This window comes from Tsukamurella pseudospumae (genome assembly GCF_001575205.1).
GTDB classification, from domain to species: domain Bacteria; phylum Actinomycetota; class Actinomycetes; order Mycobacteriales; family Mycobacteriaceae; genus Tsukamurella; species Tsukamurella pseudospumae.
This window is the reverse complement of sequence record NZ_LSRE01000019.1, coordinates 21,727-41,999: the sequence shown is the minus strand read 5'-3', so window position 1 is coordinate 41,999 and position 20,273 is coordinate 21,727. Positions and strand designations below refer to the sequence as shown.

Sequence of the window (20,273 nt, the reverse complement as noted above, 5' to 3'; positions counted from 1 at the left end):
ACCGGCGCGGGTCTGGCTTCACAGTGGCGCGACCGCTCCCGACGGGGATTCCGCATCCGGCTCGCGCAGTGTAACCCCGCGCCCACCCCGGCGCCGCCCTTCACCCCTCGCCGCTCACCCGGCCGCTCAGGCCGGCATGAGCCGGCCCAGCAGATCGGACAGCGTGACGACGGCCCGCCCACCGTCGTCCTCGACGACGGCGAGGTGCGTGCGCGACTCGCGCATGGTCGCGAGCGCGGCGTACGCGGGCTCCGCGCCCCCGAGCACGAGGACCGGTCGCCGGAGCGACTCGGCGGTCGCGCCGGCTTCCGCCTTGAGGCAGTCCCGGACGTGCACGACCCCGACCAGGTCGGCACCGTCGGTCACGAGGAGCCGCAGGTGCCCGGTCTCGTCCGCGACCGCCCGGACCTGGGCGGGCGTCGCGGCGCCCGGGACCGTCGACGGTGCGACGCCCCAGTCGGCGATGTCGCCGACGGTCAGCGATTCGAGCTCCAGCGCGCTGGTCAGCTGGCCGGAGTAGCGCTCGTCGAGTGAGCCCACGACCGCCGAGTGCTCGACGAGCTGGCGCAGCGCGGTGGGGTCCTGCCCGGACTCCACCTCGTTGACCGGGGTCACACCCACGAGGCGCAGGCATCGGTTGGCGGCCTCGTTGAGCACGAGCAGGAGCGGCCGCGTCACCACCATGAAGGCCCGCATCGGCAGGGCCAGGAGGATCGCGGACCGTTCCGGGTGCGCGATGGCCCACGACTTGGGGGCCATCTCACCCACCACCAGGTGCAGGAAGGTCACGACGATCAGCGCGAGCACGAAGGAGGTCACGCTCGCGACCACCGCGGGCATGCCCGTCGCCGCGAGGGGGGCCTTGAGCCAGCCGTCCACGGCGGGCTTGGTGATGGCGCCGAGCGCCAGCGTGCAGACCGTGATGCCCAGCTGCGAGCCGGCCAGCAGCACCGACAGCTCGGAAGCGCTGCGCAGAGCCGCGCGGGCCGACGCGCTGTGCTGTGCCTCCTCCTCGAGGCGGTAGCGCCGCGCAGCGATCAGCGCGAACTCGACAGCCACGAAGAAGGCACTGGCCGCGATCAGCGCGACCGTGACGGCCACGATCACCCAGGGGCTACTCATGTCCGACCTCCGCCGCGTCTTCCTCGTGGATCGTCAGGTGCACGGAGGCGGGCACCCGTCGTTCGACGGTGCGCACCTCCGCCCGGAGCCGACGGCGCGGGCCGGAGCCCGGCACTGCCGCGGGGTCCGGGACGAGAGGCAGGTCCGCGATGTCGCCGACGCGGGGCAGTGCCCCGATTCGGGCGGTCACGGCGCCGCCCAGGGTCTCGTGGTCGCCGGACTCGAGCTCCACCTCGAGGAGGCGTTCGACCTCGTCGAGGTGCAGGTCTCCGCGAGCGATCCAGCCCTCGCCGTCGGCCGCGAGGGGCTCGGCGTCGGTGCCGTCGTGCTCGTCGTCGATCTCGCCGACGAGTTCCTCCGCGATGTCCTCGACGGTGACGACACCGTCGAATCCGCCGTACTCGTCGATGACCAGCGCCATCTCCTGGCCCGCCGCCGCGAGCTGGGCGACGACCGCCGGCAGCGGCATCGAACCCGGCACGATCACCGCGGGCCGGCACCGCGTACGGGCGTCGCCCGAGGTGTCGGCGAGCAGGTCGTGGAGGGTGATGACACCGATGAGGTCGTCGGCGCTCGCACCCACCACCGGGTAGCGGGTGTGGCCGTCGGCCATGCGGTCGAGGACTGCGGCCGCGGTTTCGTCCGCGGACACGGTGCCGACCAGCGCGCGGGGGATCATCGCGTGCTCGGCCGTGTGCGTGGGGAAGTCGAGGATGCGATCGAGCAGCGTCGACAGCTCGCGCGGCAGGTCGCCGGCGTCGCGGGATGCGGCGACGATGTGCTCGAGGTCGCGCGGGGTGGCCGAGTGCTCGACGTCGTGCACCGGCTCGATCCTCACGGCGCGCAGCAGCAGGTTCGAGGACTGGTCGAAGAACCGGATGAGCCGACCGAACACCGTCAGGTACAGCGTCGTCGACAGCGCGAGCGCGCGGGCCACGGGCTCCGGCCGGGCGATGGCCAGGTTCTTGGGGAAGAGCTCGCCGAAGACCATCTGCACGATGGTGGAGAAGGCCACCGCCAGCAGGGCGCCGATCGCGATGCCGACCGCGGTCGGGACGCCGACGCCGCCGAGCAGCGTGCCGAGCCCGCGACCGATGAGGGGTTCCGCGACGTAGCCGACCAGCAGGCCCGTCACGGTGATACCCAACTGGGCTCCGGAGAGCATGAACGAGGTGCGCTTGGTGACCTGCAGGGCGCGGGCCGAGGCCTCGTCACCCGCCGCGGCGCGGGCCTTGAGCCGCGACCGGTCCACGGCCATGTAGGCGAACTCCTGAGCCACGAAGTAGCCGGTGAACGCGGTGATCAGCAGGACCACCAGGACGCCCGCGAGGATCGTCAGGACCGTGATCACCTGCAACACCTCCGACGGTCCAGCGGCTCAGGGCGGAGTCTTCGGCGTTTGCGCGAGGCGCGTCTCATCGATTCTCTCTGCGTCGGGGCAGCGGGTCCGTCCCGCCATGGAGTAAAGAGTAAGTCAAAACCGATGATCCGGCATCGTCGCAGGTCGGGCGGGTCCGGAGGGGCGTCCGAGCGTCGTCATGTCGCCGCTCGGGGGTCGACGATCAGCGGGTGATGTCCGCCCGCACCATCTTCCAGACCCCCGCCGCGAAAACGACGACGCAGACCAGCCCGAAGTACGCCAGCGATCCGTTCGGACCACCGAACGGGCTGGTGATCGTGCTCAGCTGCCCGACGCCGAGGTCGGCGTTGCGGAACGGCGACCAGCGCTGCACGACGAGTCCGAGGTCGCCGCGGATGAACGTCACGAAGGTCTCGACGCCGAATCGCCAGAGCAACAGGAGCGTCAGCACAAGACCCGGCTTGGGCAGCAGGGTCGCCAGCCCTACACCGAGCATGGTCACCAGCACCATGTACAGCGGGATGCCGCACCAGAGCCGGATCCCCGCTCCGGAGAACAGCTCCACTCGCCCCCAGGTATCGGGGTACAGGCGCGGGAACCCGACCATGAGCACGGCGACGGTGACGGCGCTCGTCCCCGCCGCGACAGCACCGAAGACCGCGACCTTGGCGGTGGGCAGGAACCATCGCCGGGGTTGGCGCGCGAAGACCAGGTCGATCGTCCCGTTGCCGAACTCGCCCGCGGTGGAGTAGACGACGCCGGACACGAGGATGTACGTGGAGAACACCAGTACCCAGTAGGCGGCGTTGCTGGTGTCCATCCCGCCGGCGCCGTTGATCTTGTTGCGCTCGACCGCCTCCGCGATGACGTAGTTCACGAGGAGCGGGACGGCGATCGCGAGCGGCACCCCGGCGGCGATCGCCGGGCTCCGCCCGCTGAGCTTCGCCGCTTCGCTGCGCACCGCCGCGACCAACCCGGGCACGAGACCGCTCAGCGACGGGGAACCGGCGGTCACGACGCCTCCTCGACGGAGTACTCGACACTGCCCCGGGTGCACTCGAGGTAGACGGACTCGAGCGGCCGCGGGCCCGAGGCGCGCGAGAGGATTTCGTCACGGGTCGCATCGGCCAGCACCCGGCCGCGACCGAGGATCACGATCCTCGACGCCGTCTCCTCGACCTCCGCCAGATCGTGCGAGGCGATCAGAACGGTGCGACCGTCGGCCTTCAGCTCCTCGAGGAGACGACGCAGCCAGAGCAGTCCGTCCACGTCGAGGCCTGTCGCCGGCTCATCGAGCAGCAGGGTCGGCGGATCACCCAGGAGTGCGGACGCGATCGACAGCCGCTGCGCCATGCCCAGCGAGAATCCCCCGACCCGCTGTCGGGACGCCGAGGCCAGCCCCACGCGTTCGAGGGCGTGCTGCGCCGCGGCGTCGGGGAGTCCGCCCAGCCGGGCCTGCCACCGCAGGTGGCCGAGCGCGGTATGGGCGGGGTTCCGGGCGAACGGACCGAGCCCGATACCGAGGTCGCCCGGCCGCTGCCGGCCCGCCTTCGCACCGTCGACGAGGATCTCGCCGGAGTCGGGGCGGACCAGACCCGCGATCATGCGCATCACCGTGGATTTGCCTGCTCCGTTGGGGCCGAGCAGGTAGGTGATGGCCCCGCTCGGGGCCTCGAAACTCAGCCCGTCCACGGCGACGGCGCCGCCCAGTCGTTTGGCGACGCCGTTCAGTCGGATCATCCGATGCCGCGGGGTGTCAGTAGCCGAAGTTCGGGTTGCCCGTGCAGCCCATCGACGCGCAGTTGGCCTTCCAGTCGAACTTCCACAGGCCGCCCTCGCGGGTGTAGTAATACTTGTAGCCGTTGGCGGGGAAGCCGACCACGATCGCACTGAGCCCGACGGTGGCCTTGGAACCGTTGACGTTCGCCGGTCCGGTGGTGCGGGCCGAGGCGCCGAGGAAGTCGTAGACCTTGTTGTAGGCCATGACCTTCTCGAGCTCGGGCCGCGCCTTCGCGCCGTTCACGGAGACGGCGACCTTCTGGTCCATCGAGATGTTGGGGTTCCAGAACGCGGCCGCCTGGCGTTCGAACTGCGCGGCGGTGGGCTTGTCCGCGCGCACGTACAGGTCCGCGGCGGAGGTGTCGCGGACGCCGGTGTCGGCCGAGGCGGGCGCGACGACCGTGGTCGCAGCGGCTGCGGCGATGGCCGTGCCGGCGAGGACTGCCGTGAATGACTTACGCATGGGGCGTCTCCTTCATGAGTTTCGAAGGCCTACGCTAGCGCCGCAATATAGGTAAAGCAACCCTAATCATTGCGTCGAATGTCACGCGAACGGTCGGGGCCCGCCGGCGACCGGGAAACGCATCAGAGCCGGTACCCGAACGGATCGGATACCGGCTCTGACGACGTTGTTCTGTTGTGGAGCCTAGGAGATTCGATATCTCTAGGTGACTACTGGCTGTCCACGACGTGGGCGACAGTGCTAATTGCTCAGAGTGCCCTCTGTCGTGGAGCGGTTATCTGCACCTACTCCACGACAGGACCGACGGTTCAGATGTAGATCGCGATGGGCATGACGGTGATCGCGTTCGTGATCTCTGTGTCGAAGGAAAGATCGAAGTACTCGGCTGCGGCCTCGTCGGCGCCGAACGTACCGAGGAGGTCGGCTACTGCCTCTGGTTGGAATCGTCGCAGTAGCTTGTTGTTGGCGAGGATCGGTGTGCTGGGAGTCAAGGGCTTGATGACCTTGCCGAGGACGGTGAATTGGCCGTCGAGGAGCCGATCGGGGTCTGCGGTCACGAAATGTGCGGCGTCGCATATGAGGACGGCGTTGCGGTCGTCGGTGACAGTGGCGTGGTACTCGCGGGTGGCGGTGCGTCGTGCGTCGACGTGGAGTGCTTCGGCAATTGCCTCGGCGACGGTGGCCGCGTCGGAGGCAGTGAGTTCGTGGATGGCGCGCTGCGCGGCGATCTTCCCTGCGTCGATGTCGACGCCTGCGGCTTCGGCTTGATCGAACGCTTCCTGGATCTCGGCGCGTTTACTGTGTCGGATGGCGAAGCGGGTGACCTCTCTGACCAGCGTTGGGGTTGCGATGTCGAGCAGGGCGTTGACCTCGTTCGGGCGCACCGTGACGGCGGTGAACTCCGCGATGTCGCCGGCTGAGGCGGCGAACGCATCGGTGGAGAGCTGTCCGCGTTCGGCGAGTCCGCGTCGCACGGCGTCGAGGTAGTGCGCTTGTGAGTACACGAACTTCTGTCGTTGGGCGCTCGACCGTTCGTCGGCCTCGGTCTGCTGGCGGACCCATTCGCCGTCGAGCCTGCCGGTGGCCTTGGCGAGGAGCGGCGCGGACCCTTCGGCGCCAGCCCCGGCGCTGGCCTTCTTCTGTTTGTTCCCGGTCGTCGTCTTCTTCCCGGCAGTATCGCTCTCCGCGGACTGGAGGAGACCGGCCTGGTACATCTCTTGCAGCATCGCCGAGACGAAATCGGCGTTCTGGTAGACGATGGTGCGCGGCGTCTGGGCCTGCGTCGGTCGCTCTTGCGATGGATTCTTGGCCATAGTGGTGGGATCCTTTCGGGTAAATCATGTTGGGGTACTGGGAAATAGCGATGGGTTGTTGCGCGGTCAGATGCTAGGGCGGCTCCGCTGGCCGGTGGGCATGGGGCCGCGGGGTATGGGGCTCAAGCAGGCGGCTGCGCAGGGCCTGATTCTCTGCGGTGAGTTGCCCGACGTGTTCTGCCAGTTGACGATTGCGCGCGGTCGCGGCGGTGAGCTTGGCGCGCAGGGAGTCCATCGTCGCCGGAGAGACGGTCTGGGCCTTCGTGTTCGGCGCGTGGCTGTTTCTGCGGCCGATGATGTCTGCGCGGAGCTCGCGATGTTGGTAGAGGAAGCTCGTGGAGACACCGGCGGCCTGCGCGATCGCAGTGAAGGTGATGGGCCGCCCGCTGTTGTGTAGGCGCGCGATCGCACGCCGGGCTCGGGCTTCAGTGTCGGCGCTGCGGACCCGTGCGGCCGCGGTGAGCCGGGCGGTGCGGGCAGCACGGTCGGTGGCGGTCACAGCTGATCCTGCTCGGTGGGGCCGATCTCGTCGATGAGCTTGGTGACCTTGTCGAGCATGGTCGCGTTGAGCTCGGCGACCTCGGTGTCGCCGCGCTCGGTGGCGGCGTCGGTGAGGCGTCGGAGTTGGTCGCGGTGGGCGATGTGGCTGCCGAGGTAGGTTGGTCCGCCGGGTTCGTGGAAGGAGCAATCCAGGCAAGGGTTGGGGCGGAATTCGCAGCGCTGTGCGGCGGGGAGGGTGCAGAAGCCGTTGGGCAAGGCGGCGACCAGGCGAGCGCGAAGCCGTTCGACATCGGGGTGGCTATCGGCACCACTGCTTGCGGCGTCCCAGAATTCGCGGGCCTTGCGTGCGAGGGTGTCGTCGGTGATGCGGGCGTAGGTGGAAGTCATGGTGTCGCTCTGGTGGCCGAGGAAGTCCCGGACCTCTTGCTGGGTCCATCCGTTGTTGAGCAGAGTGGTCGCGATGGTGTGCCGGAAGCGGTGGACATCGCCACCGGAAATCGGTTCCCCGGTGGTCGTCGAGATGGTGATGCCGTGTTCGGTGAACAGATTCGCCAGACGGTGCCGCAGGCCGCTGGCGGACCAGGGCTGGGTGCGGCCGGCTGTGGCGCTCGAGCGGGCGCCGGGGAACAGGTGCTCGGCGTCGGTGCCGTAGATTTCGCGCACTCGGGCCTGTTGGTCGAGGATGACCGTGGCGAGGCTGTCGGGGATGGGGAATCTGCGCCAGGAGCGGGTTTTCGGCATCCAGTATTCGATCCAGTGGCCGGCGTCGCTGTGGTGCACGCAGTCGATCGGCAGGGCGACGAGCTCGGAGATCCGGCAGCCGGCCCATCGGGTGGTGGCGATCATGGCGCGCAGGGTCGGGTCGGTGGCGGGGTTGTCGACGATGAGGGTGTCGACGCGTTCGATGACGTCCGGTGGGAAGGGCCGCGGTCGGCGGGACTTGCGGTGGGTGTTCTCACCGCGTCGCAGGAACACGGCGGATCCGAGGTCGGGAACGATCTGGGTGTCGTGCAGGGTTTCCAGGAGGTAGGCGGCGGTGTTCGCGAGCCGAGGATCGGCGGGGGTGTCGGGCCTGCGGGCCCAGGCGAGGTAGTCGAGGAACACCGGCCGGGTCACCGCCGCTGGATCGGGGATCTCGCCGTTGAGGGTCAGGTACTGGCCGAGCTGGCGGATCGCGCGGACCCATTGGGTCAGGGTGCCCCAGGACAGGTGCGCGGTGGTCAGTTGTCGTCGGGCGAGGTCTTTGACGGCCGCCCGCAGCCACGGGACCGGCACGGTCGCCCAGTCGACGGCGGTGTGGGTCGAGCCGGACTGGGTGGCGTCGAGGACGAACTCGAAGCCGTCGCGCCAGCGCCAGTGATCCGCGCTCCACGGGTCCGGGTCCGTGGCACCTTCCCGCAGCCGGAAGAAGCGGCGCACGTACGACGCGCAGAGGGTCTCGTAGCAGCCGGTGTGGGGCCAGCTCTGCCGGCACAGCAGGACCCAGTCGTCTGCGGTGCGTTCGGTCAGCGAGCCCGTGATGCGGGTTGCGGCGGTGTCGATCAGCACGATCAGGAAGCGCCGCAGGCTGGCGTTGGGGGTCCAGTCGCCGCGGCGAATCTTTGTGGCGACGACGAACCGGATCTCGTCGGCGGCGGTCGCTGGGAGCGTGCGGAAGTCGACGGTGAGGGTGCGGGTGCGGCCGCGGGGCCGACCGACGGGTTTGGCGTCGACGGCGGCCCAGGCGGTGAAGTCGGTCGGCTGGCCGGCGCGGAACCATTGGAAGTAGTGGGCGTAGCACAGTCCCCGCCGCACAGCGGTTCCCACGACGGGGCCGCCGAGCCAGTAGCGCTCCCCGTCACACGCGTCGACCGAGCACAGGTCGGCGGGTGCGGCGGCCCGGCGGCGGTCTCCGGCAGGTTCGATGACCTGCCAAGTGCTCGCGCACCACGGGCCCTCCGGGATGACCAGCGCCGGCCGCGCCGCGGGGGCTGGGGAGCGGTGGGGTTCACGTCGGTTCATCGCCGGGCCCTCCCGTCGCGGGGCGCTCGTCCGTGCGGTCTGCCGCAAGGGGTGTTGTCCTGCCGGTCGGGCCAGACGAGGTGCTCGGTGCGGCGGAGTTTGTCGGTGAGGTCGTCGCTGGCGAGGTGGATGTAGACATCGGCGCTGGAGGGGTGGGATTGGCCGAGGCGGCCGGCGATCTCGGGCGCTGTCCACCCCGCCTTGGCGAGGGCGGTCGCGTGGGTGTGGCGCAGCATGTGCGGGTGCAGATCGTCGATTCCGGCGCTCGCACCGATGTGCTCGATGAGCTGGTAGGCGTTCGAGTACGTCAATGGCGCGCCGATCGGGTGCCGGGAGAGGTTGACGAAGACGTAATCGCTGTCGAGGTCGGCGATCTCACCGAGGAGGTAGCTGGCGTACAGGTCGAAGAAGCGGCGTGGCGCGTCGACGGTGAACTGGGCCCGCTGTTTCGACAGGGCACCGTTGAGGTTGTCCTCGCGCCGGACGATCCGCACGCGCCGGCGCATAGGGTCGAGGTCGCCGTGGCGTAGGCCCAGCGCTTGCCCAATCCGTAGGCCCAGGTCGTACATCGCCGACAGCAGAAGCCGGTCGCGGTCGGTCGACGCCGCGTCGAGAAGCCGGCAAAACGCGGTATCGAAGTCGATCACGTGCACCGTCTCCGCCGCCGGGCGACCAGCGCGAGCGAGCCGCGGCACGTCCGAGGGCTGCCGCGCTTCGATGTGCGCGAGGAAGCTGTGCGAGCGGCGCGGCAGCCGCGACGGATTGCGGGTCAACACCAGATCGGTGGGGCCGCGGCCCTCCACGCGGTGGAACTCGTAGAACTCGCGGACCGCGGCGTTGACCGCCTTGACCGTCGACGGCGCGCGGCCTCCGCCGTCGCGGGGAACCAGCGGCGGCAGACCCGCTGACAGGACGCCGACGAAGTCGCAGAGACCGTCAAAAGTGACCGCGTCCCAGTCGATCACCCGCGCGGCGAGCCAGCGATAGTACAGGCTCAGGTGCCGAGCGTACGAGCGCACGGTGTTCGCGGAGCGGTCGATCGCCCGCTGCCAGTGCAGGAACTGCTCGATCTCGGTCACCGGCAGGCCCGTGGTGTCGACGACCGTCCAGGAGGGCTGCCCGTGCACGGTCACCGGGACCGCCCTCACTTGGCGTCCCCGGTCTGCTCGCCCGGGCGGGGCCGCACCACGATGTCGGGACGCACTGCACCATCGCGTGCGGGAAACGCTTCTGCCGCTACATCTGCAGCCACTGGGAGCGCCCCCGGCAGCCACACCATGTTGCGCTTACTCCAGGTCGCGTACTGGGCCTGCACCGCGGCCATCGGCACCTCGAAACGCTCCCAGTCCACCCTGGGTGCGCTCACCCAGATGTGCTTGACGTACTTGTCCGTCCGCAGGTCGTACTCCCACGTCAGCTCGCAGTGCGTCGGGTTGCCGGGCAACCCCAGGGCGCCGGAGTCCTGCGCACAGAACGCCTGCCGCCGTTCGTTGGTCGGCTGGGCCTCATTGTGGTGAATCTCCATGTAGGCCTTGCCGAGCGCGGCGACCGCCGGCCAGACCGACTGCTGCTTGCACACCGTATGCCCCGGAGGGTGCACGCCGTGGGTGCTCAACCACACCTCCGTGCCGGCGGCCGTAAGGGCCGCCACGTACGAGCCGCGCCCCAGCACCTGCAGCACGGTCCGCAGATGCGCGGAGTTGAGCTCGGAGAGCGTGTTCCAGTGATCGACCGCCGACAGCAGCATCGCGCCCACCCCGACGCTGACCTGCCCCAGCATCCGACGCGCCTGCTTGCGGGTCAGCGGAACCGCCAGCGGCTCGGGATCATCCATCATCTCGCTCATCGCTACCTCCTCCATTCGCTCCGAAATATCTGCACAGAATCGTGCAGACCGTGGTAAGGTATGCCCGGCGCGACACGCCGGAGTTCGGCACGCCGATTTGCCTGGCGTTTCGGTGTGTACGCTGCGGCTTTCGTCACATCAGCCTCATCCGTCGCAGAGCGTGGGAGTGCGGCTGAGCAGGAAGACGCAGATCACACGGTGTTTCTGCGCGGTTTTGTCGCCGGTCGGAGTTAGGGTCGGAGACCAGGAGCACCGGGAACGGATGTGGAGGCGAATCTGTGGTGGCACCGAACCCGTATGCCGAGGCGAACAGTGTGATGGTGGAACTGGTCCGGCTCTCGTGCGGCTGGTCGAAGAAGCGCCTCGCCGAAGAAGCCGGGGTGCATTCCTCGCACGTCAGCCGGGTCGAGGCCAGCCGGATTCCATTGGCCGGCAAGGCCCTGGCTGACTACGCCGCAGCGCTGTCCTGCCCTACGGAGCTGTTGTGTGTGCCGTTTAGCCGCACTCCTGCGGAGGGCACTCATTTCCGGGCCAACGCCAGCGCGGCCGAGTGGAAGCGCGACCGGATCTGGGCGCGGGCGAACGTGGTGGCGCTGCGGATCGGCCGCCTGGCTAAGTACACCGATGTCAACCCGAAATACCCTTTGCCGCAGCTCGATCCGTCAGACTACGCCGCTGAGGACGGTGAGATCACCGTGGCACAGGTGGTGCGGCGGCTGTGGCGGCTGGCGGGCCCCATCGAATCGATGAGCGAGGTCCTCGAGGCCGCGGGCGTATTCGTCGTCGCCGAGGACTTCGCCGACCGGGAGGTCGACGCGGTCACTCTGCGTGCCACCGAGCACCATCCGCATGTGGTGTACGTCAACGCGGCGCTGCCGGCGGACCGGATGCGGATGACCCTCGCACACGAACTGGGGCACCTGGTGATGGACGCGATGACCTTGGTCAGCCCCGTCGAGGTCGAACGCCGCGCGACGGCCTTCGCCGCGGAGTTCCTAGCACCGATCGACGACATCGGCCCGGCCCTTGACCGAGTGTCAGTGCGGACCGTGCACGAGCTGGACGAGCTCCGCATGACCTGGGGCGTCAGTGAATCCTCCCTGGTGGTGCGGGCCCGCGACCGCGGCGTCTTCACCGACTACCAGTACCGGTCGATGTTCCGGTTCCTCAATGAGACCGGCCGCGTCCACGGGCACCGCGCCGGCGTCGACGCCGACAAGCCCCGCCTGGTCGCAGATATCCTCGAGCAGCTCGATGAGGCCGGCTACCCCACCGCCGAGCTCGACGACATCACGCTTCTGACTGGGGCGCAGCGTGCCGCGCTCTTCGGCACTGCGGATCCGACACGGGCACCACGCCACCTGAGCATGGTCTGACCCGAATCGCTACGGACCTGATCCTCTGGGGCGCAGATGGGGACCAAGCGCAATCCGACCACGGTCCGCGACGAGCAGTGGCGCACACCGCCGGGATCGAAGAAGCCGGCGCACACCATCGATCAGGACCACGCAGCCGGTGGCCGTGAACGCCGCGTCGTCATCGTCGACGGCGCCAACGGTGCCCTCGGCCGGGTCGCTCTGCAGCCCCGCTACCGGCGCATCTATGCCGAGCTACGGTGGCAAGCAAGCGAACCCGGCCGCGAGACCAGAAGCGCCTTCCTCGGCGAAGTCCGCGAGCGATCCCGCGCCAAGAACTTGGCGGAAGCGTGGCGACGCGCCCATGAAGAAGGCCTCACCCAGCCCCCGGGCAGCAAAGGCTGACTGATTCGCGGCCGGGCCACTCGATCGCGGCGCCCGGTGCGCTGGTCGTGGCCTACTGCAGCCACCGCTCGCTATCGAGGTCAGCGAGCATCGTCACGTATTCCAGCCGAACGTCCGAGGCATCCTCGGCGAGGTACCCGGCCGCCGTCAGTCCGCCGAGATCGGGTGCCGGCACGCACATCCAGAGCGCCGCAGTCCAGGGATCAGCCCCTCTCCGCAGGGTCTGCCACACCCGCAACAGCCCACTGCGGACACGCTCGTCATCGTCGAACTGCCAGGCGGGAAACACGGGCGTGCCGTTCGCGAGCGCTGCCCAGATGACCCCATTCGTCGCGATCCGCTCAGCGAGTTCGCCTTCGCACAGCGCCAGATACCGCACGACGCCCTCGGCGTCATAGAAGGGCCCGACCACATCATCGAGCACGGACTCCGCGTCCTCGGCATCGGCTGCGTCGTTCACAGTGCTGATGATCCGTGGCCGGCGGCGGGCTTGTCCACTCACGAGGCCAGGCAGCCACCACCGGAATCGGGCCGGACCGGGCAGGCCTGGGAGTGGGATACTGGCAGCTATGGCGAACCAGGACGGTGCGGTGCAGTTCGTGTCCGGCAATGAGCGTCTGACCCGGATCCTGCCCGATCCAGGCCGGCGGCAACAGGCCGATGCCATCATCGCCGAGATGGATCAGATGGACCGCCGCTACCGCGACGCGGCCCAGGTGCTCGACGGGGCCGCGGCCGCGGCAGCAGCCGCAGCGGGCACGCCAGCCGTCGCCGAGGTTCTGCGGGCGCTACAGCGACACCTGACAGCCGCTGGGATCCGGGACATCGGCATCACGCTCACGTTCAGCGATCACGAAATGACGCTGCCTCTCGAGCGGATCATTGCCGCCGATCACTAAATGACGGGTTCGGCCGCCCTACTCGGATGCGTCGGGAACGAAACCGCTCGCCGCGGCGTCCGCGGCACACAGTGTCCGGGCCCAACTGCCGCGGTGCGCCAGGGCACCATCGCTGCCGCATTCCTCGCAGGTGCGTTCCGAGCGCTGTTCGGCCGCGCGGATGAGGTCATCGAAACCCGGCCGGGGCCTGTCGGGCTCGAATTCGATGTAGTACCGCAGGCCACCGAATTTCTCCTTGACCTGCACCAGCTGGTAATCGGGGTCGATCGCCGCGAGCGCCTGGTCGAGGTCGATGACGATCGAATACCAGCCGGGCCTGATGTCGAGCGTCGGGTAGGCCCCAGGAAAGAAGCGGGCACGGACACCAGCGAGGGCGTCGTCCGTCAGATCATCTGCCATGCTCTTGAGCCTGCCAGCCCGTCCGTCGCACGTCTCCTTGTGCCGGGCCGAGCCGCCCGCAATGCGCAGACGGTACCCGTGGCTCATCGATCACCGGCGGTGGTCGATAAGAACCACGTCCCGGCCAACTGCCGTGGCGTGGACGATGCGGTTCGCCCAGGCGCGGGCGCCGCGCGGTCACGCCGCCTGGGTGCAGGTGCATTGGCATTCGGTGAGGGTGCCGCCGGCGGCGGCGGTGTGCCGCCAGGCGGGGCTGCCGGGCTCGAGTGGGTTGGGCGCGGTGCCTGCCGCAGTGTCGTCGCCTGCAACGGTGGGCGGGGTGCGCCGCCACAGTAGCGGGGCCAGGACTGCCCCCGCACCGGCGATCAAGGCCAGGAGCGCCCAGGCGGGGACGAGCCCGAAGCGGTTGGCGCCCCAGCCTGAGATCGGGTAGGCCAGTAGCCAGGCCAGGTGCGAGAGTGAGAATTGGGCGGCGAACACGGCGGCCACCTCGCTGGGGGCTGCGGCCGCGCGGAGCACTTTGCCGGTCGGTGTGATGGCCATCGCCGAGCCGGCGCCGCTGGCCAGCCACACCGTAGCGGTCACTGCCCACGAGGTGCGGTCGGCTGAGGCCATGGCTACCGCGCCGATGGCGGCGGCGGTGAGAAGCGCTGCGCCGGTGAGCATGACCGTCCGCTCGGTGAATCGGTCCAGTAGCCGCGGAACTGCGAGCGCCATTACCAGGGTGCCGCCGCCTGAGGCGGCGAGCATCCAGGCGACATCCGATTCGGTGCCGCCGAGCCGGTCCCGGACGTAGTTGACGGTGTTGACCACGACGATCGAACCGGTTGCGGCGACGGCGAAGTTCACCGCCAGCACCCCGCGCAGGCTGGGGGTACTGGTGAAGATCCTGGCTCCGGCGAGGATCCGCTCAGCCGGGCCGCCGGCGGTGGCCGCGCGGCGGGCGTCGGGGACGGCGGCGCGGAGCACCAGCGCGGCTGAGATCACGAATCCGGCGGCGGTGCCGAGGAAGAGCACGTTGAACTCGATCACCAGGAGCGCGAGCGCGGCCACGACGGGGCTGGCCAGGCTCTCCATCGTGTATGCGACCTGGGACGCCGACAGGGCGGTGGTGTACTGCCGTTCGTCGGTGATGATGTCGGGGATCACCGCCTGGAAGGTCGGCGTGAACGCCGCCGAAGCCGCCTGCAGGGCACCGATGAGCAGGTAGATCTGCCACACCTGCGTCACGAACGGCAACGCGAGCACGATCGCCGCCCGCAGGATGTCGAGCGAGACCAGGAACGCTCGGCGGGGCAACCGGTCCACGTAGGCGGCGGCGATCGGTGCGATCACCACGTACAGCACCATTTTGATGGTCAGGGCGGTGCCGAGAACGACCGCGGCCGACGAGCCGGCGATGTCGTAGGCGAGCAGGCCGAGTGCGACGGTGGTCAGTCCCGTGCCGAGCAGTGCGACGATCTGCGCGCTGAAGAGCAGCCGGAAGTCGCGATGGGAGAAGGGCCCCACGATGGCTCCTGACGGGTAGTGGATTCGCGTTCGATCTCAGTGGTGGTGGTGGCCGTGTCCCGCGTGGTGCGGGGCGGGGGGCGCAGCGGTGTGCTCGGTGGGCGTGTCGTCGACGGTGAGGGTGAAGTCGGCGGTGCGCACCGTCCCGCCGTGCCGGAAGTCGAGGAACAATCGGTATGTTCCCGCCGACGGAGCCACAGCGTGGAAGCGGATGTCGGGCCCGGCCGGGGTGGTCGGGTCGGCTGGGTCGCCCTCGGGGTGGATGTGCAGGTACGCGAGGTCGCCGGCGCGCAGCGCCACGAGGTGGCCGTAGGCGGCGAGGTAGGGCTGCAGGTCGGTGACGGGCACCCCGGCGCGGGTGACGGTGGCGCGCAGTTCGGTGCCGCGGCCGGCCGCGAGGTCCCCGGCGAGGGTGACCGTGTAGTCGTCGATCGTCGAGGTGGCGCTGGGCTCGGGAAGCGGACGGGGGCGGAAGTCGCCGGGTACCGCGAGGTCGGCGCCGAGCGTGAGCGCGGTATCGGCGCCGGTGGGCGCGAAGTCCGCGGACAGCCGCCATACGCCCGGGGTCAGGTCCACCTCTACCGACCACAGGCCGGCCGCGTCCATCCTCGGGTGCAGGTGGTGGAACACGCTGGTGTCGCGCTGCGCTGCGATGAAGTGCAGGCGCTTGTCGTGCCGCTCGTCGAAGTCGGTCACGGGCGTCCCGTCGGGGCCGACGATGGTGAATTCGATCCGGCTCGTGCCCGCGTCCGCGGTGTGGAAGGGCGGGGTTATCCGGTAGCCCTGCTCGGCCACCTGCAACCCTTGCGGGATCGCGGGGGCGGGGTGTCCTGCATGTGCGCTGTGGTCCATGGTGTGCTCCTTGGGAGTTCGGGCCGGCGCTGCTCGTCTGGTCAGGTGCGGACCAGGCGGGCGATCGCCGCGGTCGCCTCGTCGAGTTTGGTGGTCAGTTCGTTTGGATCCGACTGCGCGGCTTGCACTACGCAGTGGCGGATGTGGTCATCGAGCAGCGCGAGCGCCAGCCCCTGTAGGGCACTGGTCGCGGCGCTGATCTGGGTGAGGATGTCGATGCAGTACTGGTCCTCGTCGATCATGCGCCCGATTCCGCGGGCCTGACCCTCGATCCGTTTGGCTCGCGCCAGGTATCGGCTCTTGTCGGTCAGATACCCGTGCTGCGACTGGCAGCAGACCTCCGACGCCGCGGGCGCCGGTGCGCCCAGCGCGGATCCGGCCGCTGCGCACTCCGGCTGGACGAGCACGTTGTCTGCGGACACGGCGCTCATGCCGACGCCGCCGTGGCGTACTTGTTGGGGTCGGCGTCAAATCGCGGACCGCATCCGGCGCAGCACAGGTAGTAGCGGGTGCCCTCGAAGTCCCGGTACAGGCCCTTGCTGACCGCGGTGGCCTTGTGCACGGTGGTACCGGCCATCACGGGGCATTCGGCCATCTCCTCGCTACCGGCCGCAGGGGCGCTCTGCAACAGCTCCAACGGCTCAGCGGCGTCGCCGGCGTGGCCGCAGCAGGACTGGCGCGGTGCGTTTTCGGTCATGGGAAACCTCACTTCTCTCGTGGTCGGGGTTCGACGGTCGAACCGGATTCCGATACCCCATCGGGGTACCTAGATATATACCCCCTGGGGGTATCGGTGTCAACCCTTGGTTCTGACCGAGCGCGGTTCCCCTCCGATCTCTCCGACGCTCTAGACATACCCCCCATGGGTATGCTATCCCTGAAAGGGCCAGATACCCCACAGGGGTATGCATCAGGGAAGGGAGACCGACATGACCACGAACGAGTACCAGGTGAGCGGCATGACGTGCGGACACTGCGAGATGTCGATCCGCGAGGAGGTCAGCCTGATCGACGGTGTCGAATCGATCGAGGTGAGCGCGCAGACCGGACGGCTGCGGGTGACCGGGGCGCAGGACATCGACGACGCCCGGGTCCTCGCGGCGGTCGAGGAGGCCGGCTATTCGGCGGTGCGTGACCGATGAACGCGGCGCAGAAGCTCGCCGCGTACGGGGCCGGGCTGGTGGTGGCTTTCGCCGGCGCCTACGGCATCGCCGGCGCCGTGGTGCCCGATTCCGTCGTCGCCGGCTGGGAGCGAAGCAGCACGAGCTCGCACGCCGGGTCGGAGCATCAAGCAGGCAGCAGCGCTACCGCAGCCGACACCGCCGCCCCGGCCGCGGCCGCAATCAAGGGCGTCTCGCTCAGCGCGGACGGGTACACCCTGGGGCCGGTGACGGCGCCGGCCGTGCCGAACGTCGCCGGGAATGTGGATTTCACGGTGCTCGACCGTCGGGGAGAGCCGGTGCGTGAGTTCGACGTCGCGCATGAGAAGCAGCTGCATCTGATCGCCGTGCGCGCCGACGGCGCGCACTATCAGCACCTGCATCCCACGCTCGACGCCGCGAGCGGACGCTGGTCGGTGCCCGTCACCTGGCCCGAGGCCGGTACCTATCGGGTCTACGCCGATTTCACCGCAACCGGCGCGAAGGGATCGACCGCACTGACGCGGACCGTCCAGGTCGACGGCGCGTCCGTCGCCCAGCGGCGCGAGCCCACCCGCACCGCACAGGTGGACGGGTTCACCGCCACCCTGAGCGGCGACCTCGCCTCCGGCGGATCGAGCGACCTCACGGTGACGATCACCAGGAACGGAGCACCCGTCACGGGCCTCGAGCCCTACCTCGGCGCGTACGGCCACCTGGTGGCGCTGCGCGAGGGCGACCTCGCCTACCTGCACGTGCACGCCACCGGCGAGGAGCCGCGCCCGGGCGCCACATCCGGCCCGGACATCGGGTTCGCCGCCGAGGTGCCCACCGTGGGCCGGTACCTGCTCTACCTGGACTTCCAGGTCGACGGCGTAGTGCGCACCGCGCAGTTCGTCGTCGACGCCGGACAGGGCCGGAATGAGCAGGGCGGCAACGCGGGGGCTGCGCCGTCGCACGGATCCGGGCACTAGAGCACTAATGACACACGGAGGAAAGATATGAGCGTGAGAGCGCCTTCGGGCGGTAAGGACGTCGAGCTGGCGATCGGTGGGATGACCTGCGCATCGTGCGCCAACCGGATCGAACGCAAGCTCAATCGTCTCGACGGGGTCGAGGCGACGGTCAACTACGCCACCGAGAAGGCCAAAGTCCATGTGCCCGAGGCGTACGACACCCAGCAGCTAATCAACGAGGTGCAGCAGACCGGCTACTCGGCGACCGTGCCACAGGCCCCCGCAGGCGGGGCTGGGACGGTGGGCGAGGGCAACGGCGACGATCCCGACGGCGACGGCGGATCGGACCCGGAACTGACGTCCCTGCGCCAGCGGCTGATTGGCTCGGCCGTGCTGGCGGTACCGGTGATCGCCATGGCGATGGCCCCTGCACTGCAATTCACCTACTGGCAGTGGGCATCCCTGGTGCTGGCGGCGCCGGTGATCCTGTGGGGCGCCTTCCCGTTCCACCGCGCCGCGTGGATGAACCTCAAGCACGGCACCGCAACGATGGACACGCTAATCTCGATGGGCACCCTGACAGCGTTCCTGTGGTCGCTGTACGCACTGTTCCTCGGCACCGCCGGCACACCCGGCATGAAGCACGGCTTCGAGTTCACCATCGCACCGTCGGACGGTGCGGCGAACATCTACCTCGAGGTGGGCGCGGGCGTCACGGTGTTCATCCTCGCCGGGCGGTACTTCGAGAAGCGCTCGAAGCGGCAGGCCGGCGCCGCGCTGCGCGCCCTGCTCGAACTCGGCGTCAAAGACGTGGCGGTAATGCGCGACGGAGCCGAGGTGCGGATCCCCGTCGCGGACCTCGCGGTCGGCGACGAGTTCGTGGTGCGCCCGGGCGAGAAGATCGCCACTGACGGCGTCGTGACTGCCGGGTCCTCAGCCATCGACGCCTCGATGCTCACCGGCGAATCGGTGCCCGTCGAAGTCTCCGCCGGTGACACGGTCACCGGAGCGACAGTGAACTCGGGCGGCCGGCTGGTGGTGCGCGCCACGCGTGTGGGCGCCGATACCCAGCTGGCGCAGATGGCGCGACTCGTTGAGGACGCGCAGACCGGCAAGGCCGAGGTCCAACGCCTCGCCGACCGCGTCTCCGGGGTGTTCGTGCCGATCGTCATCGCGATCGCGATCATCACCCTCGGCGGATGGCTCGGCGCCGGCTTCCCCATCGCGGCGGCATTCACCGCGGCGGTCGCGGTCCTCGTGATCGCCTGCCCGTGCGCGCTGGGCCTGGCGACCCCGACCGCGCTGCTGGTCGGCACCGGCCGCGGCGCGCAGATGGGCGTGCTGATCAAGGGGCCGGAGGTGCTGGAGTCCACCCGCAAGGTCGACACCATCGTCCTGGACAAGACCGGGACGGTGACCACCGGCAAGATGACGCTCGTCGAGGTGATCGCTGAGGACGGCGTGGACGAGCACGAACTGCTGCGGCTGGCAGGCGCACTGGAAAACGCTTCTGAGCACCCGATCGCGCAGGCCATTGCCACCGCGGCGACGGAAGCCACCGGAGCACTGCCGGCGCCGGAGGGCTTTGCGAACATCGAGGGTCAGGGTGTGCAGGGCGCCGTCGACGGCCACGCCGTGATCGTCGGCCGCGAGTCGTTGCTGGCGGACTGGGCGGTCTCGCTGAGCGCGGACACCGCGGCGGGTAAGGCCCGCGCGGAAGCGGAGGGAAAGACCGTCGTCGCCGTGAGCTGGGACGGCCACCCGAAGGGCGTCCTCGTGGTGGCCGACACTGTCAAACCGACCAGCGCACAGGCCATCCACGAACTGCGAGCCCTGGGCCTGACGCCCGTGCTGCTCACCGGCGACAACACCGCCGTCGCCCAGCAGATCGGGGCAGAGATCGGCATCGACGAGGTGATCGCCGAGGTCATGCCACAGGACAAGGTCGCTGTCGTCACACGGCTGCAGGAGCAGGGCAAGGTCGTGGCGATGGTCGGCGACGGCGTCAACGACGCCCCGGCCCTCGCGCAGGCCGACCTCGGCCTGGCCATGGGCACCGGCACCGACGTCGCGATCGAAGCATCCGACATCACCCTCGTCCGCGGCGACCTGCGCAGCGCAGTCGACGCGATCCGCCTGTCCCGCAAGACCCTGAGCACGATCAAGACCAACCTGTTCTGGGCCTTCGCCTACAACACCGCAGCGATCCCTGTCGCCGCGGCGGGCATGCTCAACCCGATGCTCGCCGGCGCAGCGATGGCCCTCTCCAGCGTCTTCGTCGTCGGAAACAGCCTGCGGCTCCGCGGATTCCGCAGCATCTCCACCGACTGAATCCCACACACAGTAGAACCGCCACCGGCCTCCGGCCGGGCAC

22 protein-coding genes are annotated in these 20,273 nt (G+C 69.4%); 6 read left to right on the top strand and 16 right to left on the bottom strand.

Annotated elements, in window-relative coordinates:
* Positions 1-126: 126 nt before the first annotated feature.
* The 10 genes from AXK61_RS15035 to AXK61_RS14990 all read right to left on the bottom strand — a co-directional run bounded on the left by AXK61_RS15035 (position 127) and on the right by AXK61_RS14990 (position 10,385).
* A complete protein-coding gene (locus AXK61_RS15035) occupies positions 127-1,122 on the bottom strand; it encodes a CNNM domain-containing protein (RefSeq protein ID WP_068746102.1) in 996 nt (331 codons plus the stop codon).
* Positions 1,115-2,473 (bottom strand): hemolysin family protein, encoded by a 1,359-nt coding sequence (locus AXK61_RS15030; RefSeq protein WP_068746118.1) that lies wholly within the window; start codon positions 2,471-2,473, stop codon positions 1,115-1,117. The genes AXK61_RS15035 and AXK61_RS15030 overlap by 8 nt, the downstream gene beginning before the upstream one ends.
* Before the next feature lie 211 nt (positions 2,474-2,684).
* Positions 2,685-3,497 carry an ABC transporter permease gene (locus AXK61_RS15025; protein ID WP_068746101.1) on the bottom strand — a complete coding sequence of 271 codons (813 nt, stop codon included), beginning with the start codon at positions 3,495-3,497 and terminating at the stop codon, positions 2,685-2,687.
* Positions 3,494-4,222 carry an ABC transporter ATP-binding protein gene (locus AXK61_RS15020; RefSeq protein WP_068746100.1) on the bottom strand — a complete coding sequence of 243 codons (729 nt, stop codon included), beginning with the start codon at positions 4,220-4,222 and terminating at the stop codon, positions 3,494-3,496. Before AXK61_RS15020 ends, AXK61_RS15025 begins: the two co-directional genes overlap by 4 nt.
* Positions 4,223-4,238: 16 nt before the next feature.
* Positions 4,239-4,724, bottom strand: coding sequence for a hypothetical protein (locus AXK61_RS15015; RefSeq protein ID WP_068746098.1), 486 nt, complete (start codon positions 4,722-4,724; stop codon positions 4,239-4,241).
* 308 nt (positions 4,725-5,032) lie between these two features.
* A complete protein-coding gene (locus AXK61_RS15010; protein WP_068746097.1) occupies positions 5,033-6,037 on the bottom strand; it encodes a DUF6414 family protein in 1,005 nt (334 codons plus the stop codon).
* A 73-nt stretch (positions 6,038-6,110) separates the two neighbouring features.
* On the bottom strand, positions 6,111-6,536 hold the full coding sequence (locus AXK61_RS15005) for a DUF6262 family protein (protein WP_068746095.1): 426 nt from the start codon (positions 6,534-6,536) through the stop codon (positions 6,111-6,113).
* Entirely contained in the window at positions 6,533-8,539 is a 2,007-nt protein-coding gene (locus AXK61_RS15000; RefSeq protein WP_082789364.1) for a tyrosine-type recombinase/integrase, read from the bottom strand. Before AXK61_RS15000 ends, AXK61_RS15005 begins: the two co-directional genes overlap by 4 nt.
* On the bottom strand, positions 8,536-9,672 hold the full coding sequence (locus tag AXK61_RS14995; protein WP_231855560.1) for a tyrosine-type recombinase/integrase: 1,137 nt from the start codon (positions 9,670-9,672) through the stop codon (positions 8,536-8,538). Before AXK61_RS14995 ends, AXK61_RS15000 begins: the two co-directional genes overlap by 4 nt.
* An 11-nt stretch (positions 9,673-9,683) precedes the next feature.
* On the bottom strand, positions 9,684-10,385 hold the full coding sequence (locus tag AXK61_RS14990) for a hypothetical protein (protein ID WP_068746116.1): 702 nt from the start codon (positions 10,383-10,385) through the stop codon (positions 9,684-9,686).
* Positions 10,386-10,663: 278 nt separating this feature from the next.
* On the opposite strand from AXK61_RS14990, the gene AXK61_RS14985 reads away from it, so the two are divergent.
* Together AXK61_RS14985 and AXK61_RS14980 are read left to right on the top strand one after the other, a co-directional pair.
* On the top strand, positions 10,664-11,761 hold the full coding sequence (locus tag AXK61_RS14985; protein ID WP_068746094.1) for an ImmA/IrrE family metallo-endopeptidase: 1,098 nt from the start codon (positions 10,664-10,666) through the stop codon (positions 11,759-11,761).
* 36 nt (positions 11,762-11,797) lie between these two features.
* The gene (locus AXK61_RS14980) at positions 11,798-12,145 is read left to right on the top strand and encodes a hypothetical protein (protein ID WP_068746093.1); all 348 of its coding nucleotides are present in this window, start codon (positions 11,798-11,800) and stop codon (positions 12,143-12,145) included.
* A gap of 52 nt (positions 12,146-12,197) precedes the next feature.
* On the opposite strand, the gene AXK61_RS14975 is transcribed toward AXK61_RS14980, so the two are convergent.
* A complete protein-coding gene (locus AXK61_RS14975; protein WP_068746092.1) occupies positions 12,198-12,605 on the bottom strand; it encodes a hypothetical protein in 408 nt (135 codons plus the stop codon).
* A 109-nt stretch (positions 12,606-12,714) separates the two neighbouring features.
* Between AXK61_RS14975 and AXK61_RS14970 the strand changes: the two genes are divergently transcribed.
* A complete protein-coding gene (locus AXK61_RS14970; protein ID WP_068746091.1) occupies positions 12,715-13,044 on the top strand; it encodes a hypothetical protein in 330 nt (109 codons plus the stop codon).
* 18 nt (positions 13,045-13,062) lie between these two features.
* Here the strand turns inward: AXK61_RS14970 and AXK61_RS14965 are convergent, their stop codons facing one another.
* The 5 genes from AXK61_RS14965 to AXK61_RS14945 all read right to left on the bottom strand — a co-directional run bounded on the left by AXK61_RS14965 (position 13,063) and on the right by AXK61_RS14945 (position 16,501).
* Positions 13,063-13,530 carry a hypothetical protein gene (locus AXK61_RS14965; RefSeq protein WP_156485679.1) on the bottom strand — a complete coding sequence of 156 codons (468 nt, stop codon included), beginning with the start codon at positions 13,528-13,530 and terminating at the stop codon, positions 13,063-13,065.
* Positions 13,531-13,620: 90 nt separating this feature from the next.
* Positions 13,621-14,952 (bottom strand): MFS transporter, encoded by a 1,332-nt coding sequence (locus tag AXK61_RS14960; protein ID WP_068746088.1) that lies wholly within the window; start codon positions 14,950-14,952, stop codon positions 13,621-13,623.
* 36 nt (positions 14,953-14,988) lie between these two features.
* Complete coding sequence (locus AXK61_RS14955; RefSeq protein ID WP_068746084.1) at positions 14,989-15,804, bottom strand: hypothetical protein; 816 nt, start codon at positions 15,802-15,804, stop codon at positions 14,989-14,991.
* A 41-nt stretch (positions 15,805-15,845) separates the two neighbouring features.
* Complete coding sequence (locus AXK61_RS14950) at positions 15,846-16,235, bottom strand: metal-sensitive transcriptional regulator (RefSeq protein WP_082789363.1); 390 nt, start codon at positions 16,233-16,235, stop codon at positions 15,846-15,848.
* Positions 16,232-16,501 (bottom strand): YHS domain-containing protein, encoded by a 270-nt coding sequence (locus AXK61_RS14945; protein WP_068746082.1) that lies wholly within the window; start codon positions 16,499-16,501, stop codon positions 16,232-16,234. Before AXK61_RS14945 ends, AXK61_RS14950 begins: the two co-directional genes overlap by 4 nt.
* 232 nt (positions 16,502-16,733) lie before the next feature.
* On the opposite strand from AXK61_RS14945, the gene AXK61_RS14940 reads away from it, so the two are divergent.
* The 3 genes from AXK61_RS14940 (at position 16,734) to AXK61_RS14930 (ending at position 20,230) form a co-directional block, all read left to right on the top strand.
* Positions 16,734-16,946: a heavy-metal-associated domain-containing protein gene (locus tag AXK61_RS14940; protein ID WP_068746081.1), complete on the top strand. Its 213-nt coding sequence runs from the start codon at positions 16,734-16,736 to the stop codon at positions 16,944-16,946.
* The gene (locus AXK61_RS14935; RefSeq protein WP_068746078.1) at positions 16,943-17,917 is read left to right on the top strand and encodes a heavy metal-binding domain-containing protein; all 975 of its coding nucleotides are present in this window, start codon (positions 16,943-16,945) and stop codon (positions 17,915-17,917) included. Before AXK61_RS14940 ends, AXK61_RS14935 begins: the two co-directional genes overlap by 4 nt.
* A gap of 81 nt (positions 17,918-17,998) precedes the next feature.
* Positions 17,999-20,230: a heavy metal translocating P-type ATPase gene (locus AXK61_RS14930; RefSeq protein ID WP_414930002.1), complete on the top strand. Its 2,232-nt coding sequence runs from the start codon at positions 17,999-18,001 to the stop codon at positions 20,228-20,230.
* The last annotated feature ends 43 nt before the right edge of the window (positions 20,231-20,273 follow it).